The organism is Planktotalea sp., from assembly GCF_965659345.1.
GTDB lineage: Bacteria > Pseudomonadota > Alphaproteobacteria > Rhodobacterales > Rhodobacteraceae > Planktotalea.
Map to the genome: position 1 here is coordinate 89430 of NZ_CBFHVK010000007.1, position 17943 is coordinate 107372.

17 protein-coding genes are annotated in these 17943 nt (G+C 53.2%); 5 read left to right on the forward strand and 12 right to left on the reverse strand.

Annotation, left to right across the window (positions count from 1 at the left end):
* Nucleotides 1–7: 7 nt before the first annotated feature.
* Nucleotides 8–1471 (reverse strand): dihydropyrimidinase, encoded by a 1464-nt coding sequence (gene hydA, locus ACTG3Z_RS07265; RefSeq protein ID WP_439142218.1) that lies wholly within the window; start codon nucleotides 1469–1471, stop codon nucleotides 8–10.
* Nucleotides 1472–1555: 84 nt separating this feature from the next.
* A complete protein-coding gene (locus tag ACTG3Z_RS07270) occupies nucleotides 1556–2812 on the reverse strand; it encodes a Zn-dependent hydrolase (RefSeq protein ID WP_439142219.1) in 1257 nt (418 codons plus the stop codon).
* A gap of 153 nt (nucleotides 2813–2965) precedes the next feature.
* On the opposite strand from ACTG3Z_RS07270, the gene ACTG3Z_RS07275 reads away from it, so the two are divergent.
* Nucleotides 2966–3622, forward strand: a complete 657-nt coding sequence (locus ACTG3Z_RS07275; protein ID WP_439142355.1) for a TetR family transcriptional regulator C-terminal domain-containing protein — start codon at nucleotides 2966–2968, stop codon at nucleotides 3620–3622.
* Here the strand turns inward: ACTG3Z_RS07275 and ACTG3Z_RS07280 are convergent.
* Nucleotides 3611–4285 carry an arylesterase gene (locus ACTG3Z_RS07280; protein WP_439142357.1) on the reverse strand — a complete coding sequence of 225 codons (675 nt, stop codon included), beginning with the start codon at nucleotides 4283–4285 and terminating at the stop codon, nucleotides 3611–3613. The two genes, ACTG3Z_RS07275 and ACTG3Z_RS07280, sit on opposite strands and share 12 nt — an antisense overlap.
* 54 nt (nucleotides 4286–4339) lie before the next feature.
* Between ACTG3Z_RS07280 and ACTG3Z_RS07285 the strand changes: the two genes are divergently transcribed.
* From ACTG3Z_RS07285 to ACTG3Z_RS07295, 3 genes are read left to right on the forward strand one after another with little or no spacing between them, the layout of a single operon-like run.
* Complete coding sequence (locus tag ACTG3Z_RS07285; protein ID WP_439142220.1) at nucleotides 4340–5017, forward strand: ABC transporter ATP-binding protein; 678 nt, start codon at nucleotides 4340–4342, stop codon at nucleotides 5015–5017.
* Nucleotides 5014–7530: an ABC transporter permease gene (locus ACTG3Z_RS07290; RefSeq protein ID WP_439142222.1), complete on the forward strand. Its 2517-nt coding sequence runs from the start codon at nucleotides 5014–5016 to the stop codon at nucleotides 7528–7530. The genes ACTG3Z_RS07285 and ACTG3Z_RS07290 overlap by 4 nt, the downstream gene beginning before the upstream one ends.
* Nucleotides 7527–8069 (forward strand): gamma-glutamylcyclotransferase family protein, encoded by a 543-nt coding sequence (locus ACTG3Z_RS07295; protein WP_439142223.1) that lies wholly within the window; start codon nucleotides 7527–7529, stop codon nucleotides 8067–8069. Before ACTG3Z_RS07290 ends, ACTG3Z_RS07295 begins: the two co-directional genes overlap by 4 nt.
* Here the strand turns inward: ACTG3Z_RS07295 and ACTG3Z_RS07300 are convergent.
* From ACTG3Z_RS07300 to ACTG3Z_RS07310, 3 genes are all read right to left on the reverse strand, one after another.
* The gene (locus ACTG3Z_RS07300) at nucleotides 8066–9466 is read right to left on the reverse strand and encodes an MATE family efflux transporter (protein WP_439142225.1); all 1401 of its coding nucleotides are present in this window, start codon (nucleotides 9464–9466) and stop codon (nucleotides 8066–8068) included. The two genes, ACTG3Z_RS07295 and ACTG3Z_RS07300, sit on opposite strands and share 4 nt — an antisense overlap.
* A 4-nt stretch (nucleotides 9467–9470) precedes the next feature.
* Complete coding sequence (gltX, locus tag ACTG3Z_RS07305; protein ID WP_439142227.1) at nucleotides 9471–10796, reverse strand: glutamate--tRNA ligase; 1326 nt, start codon at nucleotides 10794–10796, stop codon at nucleotides 9471–9473.
* 63 nt (nucleotides 10797–10859) lie between these two features.
* Entirely contained in the window at nucleotides 10860–11312 is a 453-nt protein-coding gene (locus tag ACTG3Z_RS07310; RefSeq protein ID WP_439142228.1) for a DUF1801 domain-containing protein, read from the reverse strand.
* Nucleotides 11313–11370: 58 nt separating this feature from the next.
* Between ACTG3Z_RS07310 and ACTG3Z_RS07315 the strand changes: the two genes are divergently transcribed.
* Nucleotides 11371–11838 carry a hotdog fold domain-containing protein gene (locus ACTG3Z_RS07315; protein WP_439142229.1) on the forward strand — a complete coding sequence of 156 codons (468 nt, stop codon included), beginning with the start codon at nucleotides 11371–11373 and terminating at the stop codon, nucleotides 11836–11838.
* Here ACTG3Z_RS07315 and ACTG3Z_RS07320 read toward each other — a convergent pair.
* From ACTG3Z_RS07320 to ACTG3Z_RS07345, 6 genes are all read right to left on the reverse strand, one after another.
* Entirely contained in the window at nucleotides 11816–12334 is a 519-nt protein-coding gene (locus ACTG3Z_RS07320; protein WP_439142231.1) for a DUF1697 domain-containing protein, read from the reverse strand. The genes ACTG3Z_RS07315 and ACTG3Z_RS07320 overlap by 23 nt on opposite strands.
* 3 nt (nucleotides 12335–12337) lie before the next feature.
* Complete coding sequence (locus tag ACTG3Z_RS07325) at nucleotides 12338–13309, reverse strand: ABC transporter ATP-binding protein (protein WP_439142232.1); 972 nt, start codon at nucleotides 13307–13309, stop codon at nucleotides 12338–12340.
* A 1-nt stretch (nucleotide 13310) separates the two neighbouring features.
* Nucleotides 13311–14294: an ABC transporter ATP-binding protein gene (locus tag ACTG3Z_RS07330; RefSeq protein WP_439142234.1), complete on the reverse strand. Its 984-nt coding sequence runs from the start codon at nucleotides 14292–14294 to the stop codon at nucleotides 13311–13313.
* Nucleotides 14294–15178 carry an ABC transporter permease gene (locus ACTG3Z_RS07335; protein WP_439142235.1) on the reverse strand — a complete coding sequence of 295 codons (885 nt, stop codon included), beginning with the start codon at nucleotides 15176–15178 and terminating at the stop codon, nucleotides 14294–14296. Before ACTG3Z_RS07335 ends, ACTG3Z_RS07330 begins: the two co-directional genes overlap by 1 nt.
* Entirely contained in the window at nucleotides 15175–16152 is a 978-nt protein-coding gene (locus tag ACTG3Z_RS07340) for an ABC transporter permease (protein WP_439142236.1), read from the reverse strand. Before ACTG3Z_RS07340 ends, ACTG3Z_RS07335 begins: the two co-directional genes overlap by 4 nt.
* Before the next feature lie 88 nt (nucleotides 16153–16240).
* On the reverse strand, nucleotides 16241–17812 hold the full coding sequence (locus tag ACTG3Z_RS07345; RefSeq protein WP_375267297.1) for an ABC transporter substrate-binding protein: 1572 nt from the start codon (nucleotides 17810–17812) through the stop codon (nucleotides 16241–16243).
* Nucleotides 17813–17943 lie beyond the last annotated feature (131 nt).

A 17943-nucleotide genomic window follows, 5' to 3' on the forward strand; every position in this document is an offset into this window, starting at 1 on the left:
CTTGCTCTTAAATTCCTGCCGGAATGTTCATTGGATCACGTTTGATCATTTTAGGAGAATTGAGTTCCTTCCATTTACTCAAGGCCACATTGGGGGCCGCAAATGCAGGACGCGGGATGAAACGACCACGACCCGGATTTGGCTGACTGTTCTGCCCCCAGGCCCAAATTACTTCGCCTCGGTTCAGCGTATAGCGCGCTTGTGCGGTAACATCGAAGCCCTCAAAGACATTATAATCAAGGATGGAATGGTGGTTCGCTGGACTGATCGTCTTGCTGATTTTCGGATCCCAGACCACGATATCCGCATCAGCCCCTTCCACAATCGCGCCCTTCTTGGGGTATATGTTGAGGATTTTCGCGACGTTGGTCGAGGTCGCCGCGACAAACTCGTTCGGCGTGAGGCGGCCCGTTTCAACTCCTTCGGTCCATAGCACGGCAAGGCGCTCTTCAAGACCATTGGAGCCATTGGGAATGATGCGAAAATCATCACGCCCTGCGCGTTTTTGCTCTGTGGTGAAAGCTGCGTGGTCTGTTGCGACAACTTGTAAAGAACCCGATTGCAAGCCAGCCCAAAGGCTATCTTGGTGCTCCTTGTTACGAAACGGCGGCGACATCACGCGGCGTGCAGCATGGTCCCAATCCGTATTGAAGTACTCGCTTTCGTCTAGCGTCAGGAACTGAATCAACGGCTCACCATAGACCCGCATCCCCTTTTGCCGTGCGCGCCGGATCGCTTCATGCGCCTGTTCGCAAGAAACATGCACGATGTACAAAGGCGTGCCTGCGCAATCGGCAATCGTGATGGCACGGTTCGCAGCTTCGCCTTCAAACTCGGGTGGGCGCGAATAGGCGTGGCCCTCGGGACCTGTTATGCCTTCATCGAAGTATTTCTGCTGCATCTCGGCAACCAAGTCGCCGTTTTCTGCATGCACCATTGGCAAAGCGCCCAACTCGCGGCAGCGCTTGAACGAGGCAAACATCTCATCGTCCTCAATCATCAGCGCGCCCTTATAGGCCATGAAATGCTTGAACGAATTTACACCCATATCAACAGCGTCTTTCATCCCGTTGAAAACATTCTCGTCCCAACCCGTGATCGCCATATGATAGCCAACATCGCTACAAATCTGCGGTGCGGACTTACGATGCCACTCATTTATCGCATTTTTCAAATCACCGTCTTCACCGGGCAGGCAGAAATCTACGATCATCGTCGTTCCGCCGGTCGCGGCGGCCCAGGTTCCGGTCTCGAACGTCTCGGCGGCAGTCGTTCCCATAAACGGCATTTCAAGATGGGTATGTGGATCAATTCCACCGGGGATCACATAAGCACCCTCGGCATCGATGTATTCGTCGCCTTTCAGATCTTCACCGATCTGCTTGATCACTTCACCCTCGATCAACACATCGGCTTTCCATGTGCGATCCGCCGTGCAGACCATGCCGCCTTTGATAACTTTCGTACCCATCTTACTACGCCTTTCTAAATATCTTCATCTTTCCAGATAAACTCCGGGGGAGTCGCGCTTGCGCGATGAGGGCTGGCCCCCTCCTCATTCAACAATCTGCGCTGTCTCCAGAACTGCGTGCATCAGCACGTCGGTCCCCGCACTTGCCCATTCGCGCGAAATCTCTTCCGCTTCGTTGTGTGATAAACCATCCACGCAAGGGCACATAACCATCGCGGTTGGCGCACATTTGTTGATCCAGCAGGCGTCATGCCCAGCGCCAGAAATCAGGTTCATATGGGAGTACCCAAGCCTTTCCGCAGCGGCGCGCACCGCAGAAACACAAGTCTCATCAAAGGTCACAGGGTCGAAACCACCAACCTTTTCAAACGCCACAGTCAAGCCCATTTCGTCGCATATCGCTTGCGCATCTACCCGCAAGCGCGCTTCCATATCTTCGATCACTGCCAAGTCAGGAGAGCGGAAATCGACAGTAAAAACCACCTTCCCCGGAATCACATTGCGCGAGTTGGGATACACATCAATATGCCCAGCCGCGCCAACCGCATGGGGTTTGTGCGACCATGCGATCTCATCTACTTTGTCTAAAATACGCGCCATCCCAAGACCTGCGTTCTTGCGCATCGGCATCGGGGTCGATCCCGTGTGACTATCTTTTCCAGTTATCGTCACCTGCGTCCAACTCAGGCCTTGGCCGTGCGTCACGACACCAATGTCTTTGCGCTCCGCTTCCAAAATTGGGCCCTGCTCGATATGAAGTTCAAAGAACGCGTGCATATTGTCCTTGCGCGCGCCAACAGGTTCGTCGCCTTTCCAACCAATGCGCTCCAATTCAGAGCCAAAGGTTTTTCCGTCAGCATCTTCCTTTGAATAAGCCCATTCTTCAGTATGAACGCCAGCGAACACACCAGAGGCGAGCATCGCCGGTGCGTAGCGCGTGCCCTCTTCATTGGTCCAATTCGTGACGACGATGGGATGTTTGGTTTTGATACCGAGATCTTTCATGGTGCGCAAAATTTCGAGCCCGCCAAGAACACCCAAAACGCCATCATATTTGCCACCTGTGGGCTGCGTATCAAGGTGTGAACCAACATAAACGGGTAGTGCATCAGGATCCGTACCGGCAAGTTCTGCGAACATATTGCCCATGCTATCGAGGCCCATTGTGCACCCCACGGCTTCACACCATTTCTGAAACAGCGCGCGCCCTTCTGCATCCTCATCGGTCAAGGTTTGACGATTGTTGCCCCCTGCGACACCCGGCCCGATCTTGGCCATCTCCATCAAGCTGTCCCAAAGACGATCTGCGTTAATTTTCAGATTTTCACCCGGTGCGGCCATGATCAATTCCCCATAGACTACGCCGATCTGGCAGATCGGTCACTTTTTTACCATTTGGTAAAGACACGATTGCAATGCGCGCTTACTCTGTCAAGGATTGACTTGCGCGAAATGCTAAAGCATGCGGACGCAGCGCAAATGCATGCTCAATACATGAGCAAACCAAGCGGGAGACTTTTTGCAGTGACTGACAGTGCCTCTGCCAAGACAAAAGCGCCGAGCAGAATTCAGCAGCGCAACCGCTCTGTGATATTAGACGCAGCGCTGGAGGTTTTTTCGAGCGAAGGCTATCGCGGTGCGACACTAGATCAGATCGCTAAGCAAGCGGGCCTGAGCAAACCCAACATTCTTTATTATTTCAATGGCAAAGAAGAAATCCACGTCACATTGCTTAACCAGTTAATGACGACATGGCTTGATCCGCTCAAAGAAATGAATCCCAACGGTGATCCAATCAAAGAAATAATCGGCTATGTGCATCGTAAGCTCGATATGGCGATTGAACTGCCGCGCGAAAGTCGCTTGTTTGCCAACGAAATTTTACAAGGCGCGCCGCGTATGGGGCCGCATTTGACAGCCGGATTAAAACCACTCTTTGATGAACAGACAGCCGTGATTACCCGTTGGATGGACAGTGGAAAAATAGCGCGCAGTGATCCAGCGCATCTGCTTTTTTCGATCTGGGCAACCACTCAGCACTACGCAGATTTTGCAGCGCAAGCGGAAGTATTGCTACCGGATTCAAACGCGCGCGAGCAAGGGGCGCGGGTGTTTCTTGATCAGATATTCACCAAACTCTTAACCCCTTGAACGCGCCTGAGCGATTAGCTCTATGACCGCAGGGCCAAGCCCTTGCACAATATCGCGCACCCCGTCTTTGTTCGGGTGGATGCCATCGAGCTGCATGCGCGCACGCACCTTATCACGATCAACGGTACCGTCGGGTTCTAGTAGGCCAATAAAGAAATCACGCACATAGAGCGTGTCGTATTGCGCGCTTAGATCTGAATACATCTGATCAAAGGCTTGCTTGAAACTCGGCCCCATATTCGCAGTCGCGACCAACCCGACAAGCAAGACGGGCACATCACGCGTCGCAGCCGCTTGCAATATCTTTTCCAGATTGGCTCGGCTCACCGCCGGATCAATGCCACGCAGCAGGTCATTGCCGCCAAGCGCAACAATCATCCCATCCACGTCGTCCGTAAGTGTCCAATCCACCCGCGCTGCGCCGCCAGCGGTTGTGTCACCCGACACCCCTGCATTGATCACACGGATTGCGCCAGCTTCAGTGCTATTCACTTTGAGCCAATCGGCCAGCTGAGGAACAAATCCATTCTCGGCACGCAACCCAAAGCCTTGGGTCAGGCTATCGCCAAAAGCAACGATCGAGACAGGCTCTGCTCGTGCAGAGCTTGTTTGAGCGAAAACCAGAACAAAAATCAGCGCAAATGATGCAAGCGCCTTGCTCATAGCCAGTGCAAACCCATATCTCAAAGCAACGCTCCTTATTGCAGGCCGCCCGATATGACCGCCGTTCTCTCTCTTAAAGATGCAACTCTTTCGCTTGATGGCAATGCCGGACGCGTCGATATTTTACACGGCATTTCTCTGGACGTTGAAAAAGGCCAGTCTCTGGCGCTGGTCGGGCCGTCGGGCTCTGGCAAGTCATCGTTGTTAATGGTGATGGGCGGTCTGGAGCGCGTGAGCGGTGGCACGATCACTGCTTTGGGACAAGATCTCACTACCATGAATGAAGACGCCTTGGCGCGTTTTCGGCGCGCTTCAATGGGTGTCGTATTTCAATCGTTTCACTTGATCCCCACGATGACAGCTTTGGAAAACGTCGCAACGCCGCTCGAGCTTGCAGGTGATAATGACGCCTTTTCCAAAGCAGAGGCAGAGTTGGAGACCGTTGGGCTAGCGCACCGCATATCGCATTATCCGAGCCAAATGTCGGGCGGCGAACAACAGCGCGTTGCCTTGGCCCGCGCGATGGTCGTGCGCCCAAAAATATTGCTAGCGGATGAGCCGACTGGCAATCTTGATGAAAGCAATGGCAACGCGATCATGGAGCTACTTTTTGAGTTGCAAGCACGCGATGGCGCGACGCTCGTTCTGGTGACGCATTCCAACACATTGGCAAATCGTTGCGACAGTGTGATCCGCCTGCGCGATGGGCGCATTGATGAGGGCCGTTCATGAGTATTGCACTCGCAGCACGTTTCGCACGGCGTGAATTGCGCGGTGGACTGAAAGGGTTTCGCATTTTCTTAGCCTGCCTCGCACTTGGCGTCGCGGCGATTGCCGCTGTTGGCACTGTGCGCGCATCAATTGAAGCCGGATTAGCCCGCGAAGGTGCCGAACTTTTGGGCGGTGATGCAGAGTTGGAACTGACCTATCGTTTCGCTAGCGCACAAGAACGCGCTTGGATGTCTCAAAATGCAGAGCAAGTCTCCGAGATTGCTGATTTTCGATCGATGGCCGTGGTTGGCGATGAACGCGGCTTAACGCAAGTCAAAGCAGTTGATGAGTTTTACCCGCTCATCGGCGAAGTCGGGCTAGAGCCGAATTTACCGATCGCCATCGCCCTTGGAACACAAGGCGTGTTGCCAGGTGCCGTGATGGAACGCGTGTTGATGGATAGATTGGGGCTTGAGATTGGCAGTATTTTCACTCTGGGCACTCAAGAGTTTCGTCTCACAGCTGTTCTTATGGATGAACCCGATAGTGCTGGGGGTGGCTTCGGCCTCGGCCCGCGTATCATCGTTCTTCGGCAATCGCTTGAAGGGTCTGGCTTGCTTGATGCAGGCACTCTGTTTTCCAGCAAGTACCGCTTGAAACTACCGGACTCTAGCGACCTTGATACCTTGAACCGCGAAGCTGATGAAGCTTTTGCGCAAAGCGGTTTGCGCTGGCGCGATGCGCGCAACGGTGCACCCGGTGTCGCGCAATTTGTAGACCGCTTGGGCGCGTTCTTGGTCTTGGTCGGGCTGTCAGGTCTTGCGGTCGGCGGTGTCGGCGTATCGGCAGCCGTAAACAGTTACCTGAAAGGGAAGACATCTGTTATCGCAACGTTGCGCACCTTGGGTGCGGAGCGCGCAGTCATCTTTCAAACCTATTTCATTCAGATCGGTGTCTTAAGCTTGCTCGGCATCGCCATTGGTATTGCTTTGGGCGCTGCGGCCCCTATTGCGCTTGCGCCGCTTATCACAGAACGATTGCCCATCCCCGCGGCCTTTGCACTGTATCCAAAACCACTGTTCGAGGCAGCGATCTACGGGATTTTTACCGCTTTGATTTTTACCACTTGGCCATTGTCACGCACAGAAAACATCCGTGCGGCGACGTTATTTCGCGATGCAGGTCAAAGCGCTGCACGCTTACCAGCCCTACGCTACATCCTAGCCACGGCGGGATTGGTCGCCGCTTTGCTCGCTTTGGCGAGCTGGTTCTCTGGCACAACGTTTTTAACGCTTTGGACCGCAGGCGGGATCATGGGTGCGTTGCTCATGCTCGTTGTTGCTGCGCATCTAGTACGGTTTTTTGCGCGCAAGATTGCGCCATGGGCGAGAGGGCGCGCAAGCCTACGCTGGGCGTTAGGGTCTATTTCCGGCCCACGTGAGGAAGCCGTATCAGTCGTGCTATCGCTGGGGCTTGGACTGTCTGTTCTGGCTGCCGTGGGTCAGATTGATGGCAACCTGCGCGGCGCAATCGCACGCGATCTTCCTAGCGTGGCGCCGTCTTATTTCTTTGTTGATATCCAAAAGGATCAAATGCCGGGCTATTTAGAGCGGCTCAATGCCGACCCCGCAGTAAGCCGCATTGATAGCGCACCAATGCTGCGCGGAATCATCACGCAGATCAATGGTCAACCTGCGAGCGAAATTGCTGGTGATCACTGGGTGCTTGAGGGGGATCGCGGGATTACCTATTCAACGGAACTGCCCGATAATACCCGTCTATTGGATGGCAGCTGGTGGGAGCCTGATTATACAGGACCGCCCTTGGTGAGTTTCGCAGCCGAAGAGGCCGAAGAGATGAACATCCAGCTAGGAGACACGGTGACCGTAAACATATTGGGCCGCGATTTCACGGCGACGGTATCGAGTTTTCGCGAAGTGGATTTTTCAACGGCAGGCATCGGATTTATCATGTCGATGAATCCAAGCGCGTTGTCTGGTGCGCCCCATAGTTTCATCTCGACGGTTTACGCAACGCCAGAGTCAGAAGCACGCATTCTGCGCGATCTGAGCACGGCCTTCCCCAACATCACGGCGATCCGCGTCGGCGATGCGATAGAGCGGGTGGCAAGCGTCCTTGCGGGACTGGCGGCCGCTGTGAGTTACGGCGCGGCAGCGACACTGCTCACAGGTTTCTTGGTCTTGATTGGGGCCTCCGCCGCAGGTGAACAAGCGCGTACCTTTGAAGCCGCTGTTTTGAAAACGCTCGGTGCGACACGGCGCGCAATCCTGAAAAGCTTTGCGATGCGTGCCGCCATATTGGGCGGCTGCGCTGGTGCTGTCGCGCTGGGTGCAGGAATTCTGGGTGGTTGGGCCGTGAGCAAATTTATCATGGAAACCAGCTATGAAATAATCTGGGGCAACGCCTTGGCAATTGTGCTGGGTGGAGTTTTCGCGACGATGCTGTCCGGGCTCGCTTTTGCATGGCGTCCTTTGACAGTGCGACCCGCGCAGATCCTGAGGAGCAGCGAATGAGCCATCCGCGATTTTTCGGTTATGGCAGTCTCGTGAACCGCGCAACGCATGAGTATCCATCGGTGCGCCCTTTGCGCGTCAAAGGATGGGCACGTGCTTGGCGACATACAGGGCTGCGCGACGTTGCGTTTTTGACTGCTGTTCGTGATCCTCAGAGCGAGATTGAAGGATTGAGCGCAGATGTGCCAAACGCCGATTGGGCTGCTTTAGACGAACGCGAATTTGCCTATGACCGCGTCCCTTTGGTGGATCATGCAAACACTGTGATTTATGAAATCCCCGCTGGTAAACACACCGCAGCAAGTGCGACACATCCAATTCTGCTCAGCTATTTAGATGTTGTTGTGCAAGGGTATTTGACCGAATTTGGTGAAGCAGGCGCAATGCGTTTCTTTGATACGACACAGGGTTGGGACGCGCCAATTCTCAACGATAGGGCAGCGCCGATATATCCACGACATCAAACGTTAAGAGCTGATGAAATCAGCTTTGTGGATCAAGCGCTTGTTACGTTGGACTGCACGATCCTAAAGCGTTAGCGCTTCCAAGTCGTCTGATGCAAATGCCGCGCTTCGCGCGCGAAGGGGGCTTGCTCAGGGACAGGTGTCGCTTCGATCTCGACCTTGTTCATGACACGCCATGCAAGCACGACTGAAAGAACTCCAAAGATCACTCCACCAATCGCTTGGCCAATCAAAACACCGGGTGCCCCAAACCAAAGCGCGCCAAGGATGACTAAGGGAATGGTGCCAATCGTGTGACGTCCCCAGTTGAGCCATGTGGAATAGTAGGGATGCCCAAGGTTGTTGAAACTCGCATTCGCTACAAAAAGAAGACCGTTGAAGAAGAAGACAAGCGCTAGAGGACCGCAAAACAGATACACAAGTTCGCGCGTGATACCATCCGCTGCAAAAAGGTCTGCAATCGGCGCGCGCAGGAAGAAGAGTAGAATTGTCATAAAGACAACAAATAAGCCGACGAATGTAATGCCCGCTTTGAAGCCACCGCGCACACGGTCGTGTTGGCCGGCGCCGAAGTTCTGACCTATGATTGGCCCGACTGCGCCGGAAAGGGCGAATATGACGCCAAAAGCAATAGGCGTAAGTCGTCCAACAATTGCCATCCCGGCGACTGCCGCCTCCCCGTATTCCGCCATTGCGCGCGTTACGTAGGCTTGGCCTATTGGTGTTGCGAGTTGGGTGAGGATCGCAGGGAACGCCAGTGCAAAGACGGGACGCAAATCAATCATCAAATCGCGTGTTTCCGGTTTCACGAAGCCGCCATAGTGCTTGATGATCGGCGATAGTGAGACCGCTGCAATCGTCAATCGTGCTGCAACGGATGCAAGTGCTGCACCTGTCAGTTCCAGATCCAGCCCGAAGATCAAAATTGGGTCGAGCACAGCATTGACCGCGCCGCCATATATCGTCGCCATCATCGCGCGTTTTGCATCACCGTGCGCGCGCAAAATTGCGCCGCCAACCATGCCAATCATCAAAAACGGCAAGCTTGGTACAATAATTTGAAGGTAGTGTACGGCCAAAACATGGGTTTCCCCCGTCGCACCAAGCAGTGTGACAAGCGCCCCTAGATTAAACCAAACCAAGCCAGCAAAGATCGAGCCAAATACGAAGCCATAAATCAATGCATGGGTGGCTTTACGTTTTGCTTCCTCTTCGTTTCCCGCACCAAGCGCGCGCGCGACCAAAGCGCCAGCCGCGATGGACATGCCAATGCCAAAAGAGGTGGTGAAAAACAGAATTGCTCCTGCGTATCCAACCGCCGCTGCCAGCTCTGCTTTTCCCAGCATCGAGATAAAAATCATATCGACGAAATCGACCAAGAAGATGGCCATCAATCCCACAGAAGCTGTGAGCGACATGACTGAAACATGTTTGAAGAGCGAGCCTGTAAGAAACTTAGCTTGCTCTGACATGATCTTATCCTTTGGCTTTGATGACTTGGAGCAGTGGCATAAGCGAGGCCATATCAGGCCCGCGTTCACGCCCTGTCACCGCTTTGCGTAGCGGCATGAAGAGCCCTTTGCCCTTTCGACCTGTGGCTTCTTTAACGGCACTCGTCCATTCGCCCCAAGTTGCGTCAGTGTAGGGTCCATCTGGCAGCATGATCATAGCCTCAGCAATGAAGTCTTCATCACCCGCTTCAATGATCGGATCAGCACCATTCTGCGCGAGATCTGCCCATTCTGAGAGATCGCTCAGCACTGTGATGTTCTCACGCGCGACATCCCAAAAGCGTTCTGCTTGATCGGCGGGTACACCAAGCGCGGCAATGCGATCGACAACAGCACTGAGCGGCAGCGTGTGGTTATAGCGCGCGGTCAAAGGATAAAGATCGTCCACATCAAACTTGGTCGGAGCAGAGCCGAACTGCGAAATATCGAACCCTTCAATTAATTCGCCCAGCGAAGCGCGTAATTCAACAGGTTGCGACGACCCGAGACGTGCAAGCAACGACAAAAGAGCCATAGGCTGAACGCCCGCTTCGCGTAGATCGCGCAGGGCGAGCGTGCCAAGGCGTTTGGACAAGGATTCACCTTGAGGGCCCGTCAACAAAGAGTGATGCGCAAACTCAGGGACTGTGCCGCCAATCGCGCTGATCATCTGGATCTGCGTTGCCGTATTCGTCACGTGATCAGAGCCACGCACAACATTCGTCACACCCATATCTGTGTCATCCACAATGGACGCCAGCGTATAAAGCACCTGACCATCACCGCGAATAAGGACAGGATCAGAAACAGATGCTGCATCAATAGAGATATCGCCAAGGATACCGTCCGTCCATTCAATACGCTCTTGGTCAAGCTTGTAACGCCAAACGCCATTGCCGCGCTCGGCGCGCATCGCGTCTTTTTCAGCGTCAGACAGAGCTAAAGCAGAACGGTCATAGACAGGTGGCTTGCCCATGTTGAGCTGCTTCTTGCGCTTCAAATCCAGCTCTGTTGGCGTTTCAAACGCCTCATAAAAGCGGCCCATCTCGCGGAGTTTATCTGCGGTCTCTGCATAGCGATCCATGCGCTTTGACTGGCGCTCCACCTTGTCCCACGTCAAGCCAAGCCATTCGAGATCTTGCTTGATCGCGTCTACATATTTCTCTTCAGAGCGCACAGGGTCCGTGTCATCAATGCGCAGAATGAAGGTGCCGCCATTTTTGGCTGCGATCATGTAGTTGAACAACGCTGTGCGCAGGTTGCCAACGTGAATGTAGCCTGTAGGCGATGGGGCGAAACGTGTGGTGGTCATGAGGGCGCTCTCCTGTTGGGGCTGCTTTTTCACAGGTGGACCGTGTTGTCCAGATTCGCGCCCCTATTCAGGAAGTACAGGCCAAAGCTTTTCTAGGTCTTTCAGCCCAGTTCGGATCAATTCCTCTAGGACAGCCATGTCCACATCTGCCAGCTTGTTCACATACAAACAAGATTTACCGATCTTATGTTTGCCAAGCCTTGAAAGGATGTCGCCATAGTCTTGGTAACCGGGCACAATATAGAGCGACAAGCTCGTCTTGCGCGGCGAGAAACCAGCTGCAAGGGACTCACCCGAGTGGCCGCTGTCATAGGTGTAGCTGTAGCGACCAAACCCGATAATCGTTGGGCCCCACATTCGTGGCTCATATCCGGTGATACGTTTGTAAAGATCGTATAAAACCAGCGCATCGGCTTTGCGCGTTGGATGATCTAGCGCTTGGATGAAGTCATATGGATCAATCACTGTCTTTTTGGTTTTCGCATCAGCCATCTGATCACCTTTTCGTTGCGTCATGGATGCAAGGCCGTTGAGCTTGCACTAAAAAGCAAAAAGGTAACCTAAGGGGCTTAAGATGAGCAAACCTTTCATTCTGCGCAGCTATGAAAAGACGCTTAAACTGCCGTTTGGTCGGCAGATTTTCTCTGCATATGCCGCGCGCAAAGCTCCTTATTTTCAGACGATTCGGCCTTTGGTTAAGACGCTTGAGCCCGGTCACTGCGAAATATTCCTCAAAAAACGTCGCTCCGTTCAGAACCATATTGGCACAGTTCATGTCATCGCCGTCGCCAATGCGCTTGAAATGGCGATGGGTTTTTTGGCTGAAGCGACGATCCCCAAACATTTGCGGTGGATCCCTAAAGGCATGGAACTTAGCTACCCTGCCAAGGCCAACACTGACCTGATTTGCGAAGCGGTAAGCGATCCAAGCACATGGGCACCGGGTGATTTAGCGATCAATGTTGTCGCGCGCCGCAGTGATGGCACAGCCGTTGTAGAAGGTGTGATCCATCTTTGGATCAGCGAGAAGCCGGTTCGGTAAGCGCTCTCATTTTTTCAATCGTATTGATGTTGCGCGCTGTGCCGTCCAATGCTCCCTGCAATTTGAGCTTTGATGTGCCCATCCTATTTGGATAGTGGACGTAAAGAACGCTGGGCCCTACCGCGAGTTCTTCGTCCACTTGACCGCGTACGCCTTTTTGCAGGGCGCGTTCTGGATCATCATCAATCAATACTGCAGTGACCTGATTGCCTTGTGCTTCATGAAACGGGTTCTGCGCTGCAATCTGGCACAATTCATCATGGGTGCGCACATAGACCCCGACGTGCTTGCCAGCATAGGCCATCAACGCCGCTTCGATCTTGGTTTTGACTGCAACAACGTCTTCATCTGTCTCAAGCGCTACATTCCCGCTCGCTATGTACGTTTGGACGTTTTCAAACCCTAGTTGTGTACAGAGCTCTCGCAGCACTTGCATAGGAAGCTTGCCCGTCCCGCCAACATTTACGGCACGCAAAAAGACAGCAACGCGCGGCATGCTTTAAAGCTCTGCACCCGGGAAATGGCAGGCGACGCCATTTTCGAGTTCTGGTTCATCGCGGCGACAAATATCCTGTGCAGCAGGGCAACGATTTGCAAAGCGACATCCATCCGGCAAATTGACGGGATCGGGCGGGTCACCCGGAATCAATATGCGCTTGCTCTTGGCGCGACGTGCCTTGTCGACGGAGGGTACGGCAGAGAGTAGGGCTTGGGTGTAGGGATGTTGTGGTGCGTTGAAGATATCTAGGCGCGGGCCGTATTCGACGATTTTGCCCATATACATCACCGCAATGGAGTCGCACATGTGCTGCACGACACCTAGGTCATGGCTGATGAACAGATAAGTTAGGCCAAAGTCCTTCTGCAGTTTGCGCAGCAGATTTAGGATTTGCGCTTGCACCGCAACATCAAGTGCCGAAACAGGCTCATCACAGATAATAACATCAGGCTGCGTCGCCAAAGCGCGCGCAATTCCAATACGTTGTCTTTGACCACCCGAAAATTGATGGGGGAACAAACGCTGCTGCTCTGGTCGCAGTCCCACAGCTTCAAACAGAAAATCGATGCGCTCGGACTTCTCCGTCTCGGTCATGTTGCCAAGGCTGTCCATCGGTTCACGCACAATGTCGCTGGCGCGCAAACGCGGGTTGAGCGAAGAATATGGGTCCTGAAAGATGAACTGCACCTTTGCCCGCGCTTGGCGCAAGTCTTCATCGCTTAGGTGCAGAAGGTCGGTCCCATTAAGCTCCACTTTGCCTTGATAGCTTGTCACAAGGCGCGCAACAGCAAGCGCAGCGGTTGTCTTTCCAGAACCAGATTCACCAACTATCGCCAGTGTTTCGCCACGCTTTACGGTGAAATTCACGTTGTCGACTGCATGAAGGTATGCGTTCTTACCAAAACCGCGGCCGCGCTTCACCGCGAAACGGACGACGAGGTCTTCTACGTTTAAAAGGGTGTCATCGCTCATCTCACAACTCCTGCGCACGCCAGCAAGCGGATTGATGCTCTGGTCCGAATTCTATTTCTGGCGGGCGTGCCTCCAAGCATTGCGCTTGCGCTTGTTGGCAACGAGACGCGAACAGACAGCTATCTTTGCCAAAGTCATTAAGCGCTGGAACAATGCCTGGCACCTCAACCAATTCTTCGCGTTCTTGTGTGAGCGTAGAAAGGATATGTGGCACGCAAGAGATCAGACCTGCCGTATAGGGATGACGCGGATGTGCGATCACATCCTCGACTGGGCCAAGCTCGGCTTTGCGCCCCGCATACATCACAATCATACGTTCGGCCATTTCAGCAACAGCACCCATATCGTGTGTGATCAGGATAATTGAGCTGCCAGTCTGACGCCGCATGTCTTGCAACAGATCAAAAATCTGGGCTTGCACCGTGACATCAAGGGCTGTGGTTGGCTCATCTGCGATCAGTATTTTTGGCTGACAGGCTAGCGCAATGGCAATCATAACGCGCTGGCGTTGGCCCCCCGACATCTGGAATGGGTAATCGTTTACCCTTGCCTTTGCATTGGGGATACGAACCGCATCAAGCAATTCAATCGCTTGGTTCCAAGCCGCTTTGCGCGACAGGTTTTGATGCGCGCGCAGCACTTCGGCTATTTGCTCACCAATCGTGTAGAGCGGATTAAGCGAGGTCATCGGCTCTTGGAAAATCATCGAAATGTCATTTCCGCGTATTTCGCGCAAACGCGTTTCGGTTGCTGTCGTCAGTTCTTCGCCATCAAACGTAATGGAGCCAGCTGCAACACTTCCGACACCTTCGGGCAAAAGCCCCATCAGCGCGAGAGCGGTCATTGATTTACCACAGCCTGATTCACCGACAAAGCTCAGGCTTTCACCCGCTTCAAGGTCAAACGAAAGATCATCAATGACGGGTGCGACCCCTGCGCGTGTTTTGATCTCGATCCGCAGGTTTTTAACACTCAGCAAAGCCATTAGCGCGACCTCAGTTTAGGGTTGAGCGCGTCATTGAGGCCATCACCAACAAGGGAGATACACAATACGGTCACGAAAATAGCGAGGCCTGGAATGGTGACGGTGTAGCTCGCATCAAGGATATATTGACGGTTCGAGCCGATGACTTGCCCCCAACTGACGACATTCGGATCGGTCAATCCAAGAAAGGACAGCCCTGCTTCAAACAAGATCGCGGACCCCACCATCAGCGCCGCTTGCACGATAATAGGTGGCAATGCGTTGGGCAGGATTACGCGAAACATCAGTTTGCTGTTCGTAGCTCCGGATGCGCGTGAAGCCATCACATATTCCAGCTCTCTTATGCGCAAAAACTCGGAACGTGTGACGCGCGCCACCGCGGTCCAGCTTACAACACCGATGGCAAGTGTGATCATAGGCAGTGATGCGCCAAAGAGCGCGACAATCACCATCGAAAAAAGCAGGGTTGGCAGCACTTGGAAGAATTCCGTGATGCGCATCAAGAGTTCTTCGACCCAGCCACGGTAAAACCCAGCCAAAGCCCCAACAGTCACGCCTATCACGATTGAGACGCTCGCGGCAGCGAGGCCAATAACGATAGACACGCGCGAACCATGAATCAGTGCCGCCAAAAGGTCGCGCCCTAAATAGTCAGTACCCAGAAGGAACCCGTCGACGCCAGGTGGTGAAAACGGCGCCCATACCATGTCGAAAGGGTCGGTTGGATAAATCCAAGGCCCAAAAATGGCGCACAGAATGATAAGCCCGAGGACGATCAGCGCGACCATGGCAGCCGTGTTGCCACGAAACATTTCCCAAGCCTCTGACAAGGGTGATCGTGCGGGTGGTAGTGTATCTTGTTCTTGTGGATCGATCAGGCTCATCCTTTGCCTCCTACACGCGGATCAACGAGCCGCAAAGCAAGGTCCGTCAACAGGTTGCCCACAATAACGACCAATGCAGAAAAGAATAAAATGCCAAGGATCGTTGGCGTGTCGCGCGCAATGATGGATTGGAATGCTAAAGTCCCAAGACCCGGCCAGCTAAAGACCGCTTCAACCAAAACCGCGCCAGAAATCACTGCCGAAAACTGCAAACCCGCAAGCGTAATCACCGGAGACAATGAATTTTTAAGCGCGTGTTTATAAACGACTTGGTTTGTTGAGAGCCCTTTGGCTTTTGCCGTGCGCACGAAATCAGAGCCGAGTGTCTCCATCATAGTGGCGCGCGCCAAACGCGAATAGAGCGCGAGGAATAGGGAGCCAAGTGTGATAACAGGAAGCACCATGTGGCGTACGATATCAACAAAGTGGGCCCAAAACCCGCCCTCAATCGTAACATCTTGCATGCCCGCAACTGGAAACCACTGTACCTTGAGTGAAAAGGCAATGAGCAGCAAAATACCTGTCCAGAAAACAGGCGCTGCGTAGCCAAAAAGTGCAAGGAATGTCACGAAATGGCTTAGGATGCCGTTGGGCTTTCGAGCCGACACAACACCCATGATCACACCGATAAACAGCGCCAGAAGTTGTGCAGTGATTACGAGAAGGAGCGTCGCGGGTAAACGCTGAAGGATCAGTTCAGTCACGGGTTGATTGTAAAAAAACGAAAACCCCAAATCAAACTGCAAGACACCACCGATATAGCGTCCAAGCTGAATGTAGAAAGGTTGGTCCAGCCCATAATCTGCTCGGATTTGATCGAGCAATTCTTGATCCGCACCGCCCATGCTTTGGCTTATCGTATCAGCAACGTCACCGGGCGCGAGGTGCATCATAGAGAAGTTCAAAACTAAGACTGCAACTAACAAGATCACTGCATATCCTGCGCGGATCGCGAAACTTTGCAAAACCTGCATGTTGGCCCCTGAATTTGAACGGAAAATTGTCAGCAGTTCGCTAGAAAGAGATCAGAGCGCAACGCAGGCTGCGCTCTGAAAGATGTGTTTACTCGTCGAGCCAAACCGTATCGATTGGCGTGGACGTACCCCAAATGCCCATCGGAGCATTCTTCACCTTGTCATTAAAGACCGTGTGATAGGGCAGAGTATTGGTGTGATACACTGGAAGCTCATCTGCGATGATTTCCTGAAACTCTGCATAGAGCGCTTTGCGCTTTTCAACGTCTGTTTCAACAGCGGCCATCGCCATCAACTCATCCACACGCGCGTTGGAATAGCTTTGCGTGTTAGACCAAACACCTTTGAGGATATTCGTGCTGTCGTAGGTGCGGTGTACACCAATAACCGGATCGCCCCAGTTAAAGACTGTGTCCCAAGACATATCAAAATCGCCTGTCCCCATCTTCTTTGCCCAGGTCGGGAAGTCAGCAGAAGCACGTACTTCAACGTCAATGTTCACCTTTTTCAAAGCCGCTTTGACATATTCAACCTGCGGCTTCACGCCGGGCCAACCGAAATCGATGGTCAGTGACATGCGCGAGCCGTCTTTGACAGGGAAACCCGCTTCATCGAGCAAGGCTGCCGACTTTTCGAGATCAACATCATACCCATCTTGCGCCGCGTAAAACGGGCTATCTGGGTGAATGCCCGATGTGCTGTCAGCAGCTGTGCCCTGCATAAGCGCTTTGTGGATGAAGTTTTTGTCTACCGCATAAGCAATCGCTTTGCGCACGCGCACGTCAGATAGCGGACCTTTCGCGGTGTTCATCGCGAGCCAGTCAATCGGACCGATCGCACCATAGCCGTCTGGCGTCACAGTGAGAGTGTCCACTTTCTTCAGACGATTGATGATCCGTGGGAGCGATTCAAATGCACCCATGTGGATTTCACCGTTCTCGTACGCAATCGCGCGCGCTGCTGGATCGGTGATAATACGCATGACAACGCGATCAAGATAAGGGCGCCCTTCAATGAAGAAGTCGTCAAAACGCTCAAGGATAACGTGCTCACCATTCTTGAACTCAACAAGCTTGAACGGACCAGAGCCTACAACATTTTCGTTGTTGCGCGGGTGAGTTTTCACGTCAGTGATTTCGCCATCGCCATAGATATGCTTGGGGATGATCGACATAAGTTGACCAGACATCGCAAGCATCAAAGCCGGATGCGGCTTGCTAAGGTTCAAAACAGCTGTGTGCGCGTCAGGCGTATCGACGCTCTCGACTGGCGCAAACATGGATTTGAACGGGTGGTTCGCTTTGATCACGTCGACAGAAAATGCGATGTCCTCTGATGTGATCGGCGCACCGTCGTGGAATTTAGCGTTTTTCACCAAGTTCAAAGTGACTGTCAGACCATCGTCTGAAACATTCCAGCTTTCGGCAAGATAGGGCTGTGGTTCCCAGTTTTCATCATAGCGCATAGGCGAGGCGAAAAGCTGTGCACCAGGATAGCCCGTGACGATACCAGATTGGACCGCAGAGTTGAGATTACGGACGTTGCTACCAAGCACAGTAACAAGCGTACCGCCTGTCTTGTGCCCTTCGGCAATCACGCCCGTCGCCATGACCGCGGATAGCGCGACGCTTGCGACGATGCCTTTGATCAAGTGTTTCATTTTAACTCCCTTGTTTGTGGAACCTGTTGGCAGGCTTACCTATTATGAGGGCAGCCTAAACGGCGTGTTTCCCTGAGGGCAACAAATTTCGGAATTTTTTTTAGCGATGCAACAAACTTCATCGATTTGAG

Excerpts from the sequence above, each read along its gene's own strand:
- hydA (WP_439142218.1), bottom strand. The coding sequence starts at position 1,471 with ATGGGTACGAAAGTTATCAAAGGCGGCATGGTCTGCACGGCGGATCGC.
- ACTG3Z_RS07270 (WP_439142219.1), bottom strand. The coding sequence starts at position 2,812 with ATGGCCGCACCGGGTGAAAATCTGAAAATTAACGCAGATCGTCTTTGG.
- ACTG3Z_RS07275 (WP_439142355.1), top strand. The coding sequence starts at position 2,966 with ATGAGCAAACCAAGCGGGAGACTTTTTGCAGTGACTGACAGTGCCTCT.
- ACTG3Z_RS07280 (WP_439142357.1), bottom strand. The coding sequence starts at position 4,285 with ATGAGCAAGGCGCTTGCATCATTTGCGCTGATTTTTGTTCTGGTTTTC.
- ACTG3Z_RS07285 (WP_439142220.1), top strand. The coding sequence starts at position 4,340 with ATGACCGCCGTTCTCTCTCTTAAAGATGCAACTCTTTCGCTTGATGGC.
- ACTG3Z_RS07290 (WP_439142222.1), top strand. The coding sequence starts at position 5,014 with ATGAGTATTGCACTCGCAGCACGTTTCGCACGGCGTGAATTGCGCGGT.
- ACTG3Z_RS07295 (WP_439142223.1), top strand. The coding sequence starts at position 7,527 with ATGAGCCATCCGCGATTTTTCGGTTATGGCAGTCTCGTGAACCGCGCA.
- ACTG3Z_RS07300 (WP_439142225.1), bottom strand. The coding sequence starts at position 9,466 with ATGTCAGAGCAAGCTAAGTTTCTTACAGGCTCGCTCTTCAAACATGTT.
- gltX (WP_439142227.1), bottom strand. The coding sequence starts at position 10,796 with ATGACCACCACACGTTTCGCCCCATCGCCTACAGGCTACATTCACGTT.
- ACTG3Z_RS07310 (WP_439142228.1), bottom strand. The coding sequence starts at position 11,312 with ATGACGCAACGAAAAGGTGATCAGATGGCTGATGCGAAAACCAAAAAG.
- ACTG3Z_RS07315 (WP_439142229.1), top strand. The coding sequence starts at position 11,371 with ATGAGCAAACCTTTCATTCTGCGCAGCTATGAAAAGACGCTTAAACTG.
- ACTG3Z_RS07320 (WP_439142231.1), bottom strand. The coding sequence starts at position 12,334 with ATGCCGCGCGTTGCTGTCTTTTTGCGTGCCGTAAATGTTGGCGGGACG.
- ACTG3Z_RS07325 (WP_439142232.1), bottom strand. The coding sequence starts at position 13,309 with ATGAGCGATGACACCCTTTTAAACGTAGAAGACCTCGTCGTCCGTTTC.
- ACTG3Z_RS07330 (WP_439142234.1), bottom strand. The coding sequence starts at position 14,294 with ATGGCTTTGCTGAGTGTTAAAAACCTGCGGATCGAGATCAAAACACGC.
- ACTG3Z_RS07335 (WP_439142235.1), bottom strand. The coding sequence starts at position 15,178 with ATGAGCCTGATCGATCCACAAGAACAAGATACACTACCACCCGCACGA.
- ACTG3Z_RS07340 (WP_439142236.1), bottom strand. The coding sequence starts at position 16,152 with ATGCAGGTTTTGCAAAGTTTCGCGATCCGCGCAGGATATGCAGTGATC.
- ACTG3Z_RS07345 (WP_375267297.1), bottom strand. The coding sequence starts at position 17,812 with ATGAAACACTTGATCAAAGGCATCGTCGCAAGCGTCGCGCTATCCGCG.